Consider the following 1151-nt stretch of genomic DNA (forward strand, 5'->3'; position numbering starts at 1 on the left):
GCGGCTGGAGAAGATCGTTGGCATCTGGTCGCGCGAATTCACGCAAGGCTACACGCCGGGCCAGACCGGTCTCGACCGCTTCATCGCTTTCGGCAAGAGCGGCTTCATCGGCCGCGAAGCAGCGTTGAAGCAGCGGGAGGCCGGCAGCGGCCAATGCCTGGTGACGCTGGAAATCGATGCGCTCGACGCCGATGCCGGTGGCTTCGAGCCGGTCTGGCATCAGGGCCGGCGCGTCGGCTTTGTCCACTCGGGCGGTTACGGTTATACGGTCGGCAAGAGCCTGGCGCTGGCGCTGGTCGACCGCGATTTCGCAGGCGAGGGCACCGCGCTCTCCGTGCATGTCGTGGGTGAGGAACGGCCGGCGCGTGTCGTCGCGGCCTCGCCCTACGATCCCGAGGGCAAGGCAATGCGGCAATGAGGAGGATTTCCGATGGTCGATGACGCGGCACGGGACGGCAGGCGCGAACGCCGGCGTGGACGCACGGGCGAGGCCGGCAGCGAAAGCAGCCGCCGTCCCAACTACCATTCGCTGAAGAACCCGTTCCTGCCGCAGCCGATCTTTTCGGACGATCAAGTGGCCGCGATTCACGACACGGCGCTGCGGGTGCTGGAAGAGCTCGGCATCAAGGTGCTGCTGCCGCAGGCGCGTGAGCACTTCGCCAGCGCCGGCGCGCTGGTCGATCCGGACACCGACATGGTGCGCATCGGCCGCGACATGGTGACGGCGGCACTCGCCTCGGCGCCGAGATCGATCCACGCTCACGCCGGTTCGCGCGCCCGCGATCTGACGCTGGAGCTCGGCTCGATGACCTTCCTCGCCGGATGCGGGGCGCCGAACGTCACGGATCTCGAGCGCGGCCGGCGGCCGGGAACACTGGCGGATTTCGAGGATCTCATGCGGCTGGTGCAGCATTTCGACGTGCTGCATATGCTCGGACCCTGCATCGAACCGCAGGATGTCGACAACCGCTTTCGCCACTATGCCGTCAACCGCGCGCAGCTGACGCTGTCGGACAAGCTCCCGTTCGTCTTCGCGCGCGGCACCCCGCAAGTCGAGGACGGGTTCGAGATGATTCGTCTGGCGCGCGGCCTGTCGCAGGACGAGTTTCTGGCAAATGCATATTGCTACACAGTCATCAACACCAACTCGC

General features: G+C 66.6%; 2 protein-coding genes. Both read left to right on the forward strand.

The window, feature by feature from the left end:
• The coding region (locus EOC06_RS37600; protein WP_164899011.1) for a glycine cleavage T C-terminal barrel domain-containing protein at positions 1–418 on the forward strand (418 nt) is incomplete at its 5' end.
• Between the two features lie 12 nt (positions 419–430).
• Positions 431–1151: trimethylamine methyltransferase family protein (locus EOC06_RS37605; RefSeq protein ID WP_206631359.1), on the forward strand; the 721-nt coding region annotated here is incomplete at its 3' end.

Origin of the sequence: Mesorhizobium sp. M7A.F.Ca.MR.362.00.0.0 (assembly GCF_004023175.1) — a bacterium.
GTDB lineage: Bacteria > Pseudomonadota > Alphaproteobacteria > Rhizobiales > Rhizobiaceae > Mesorhizobium.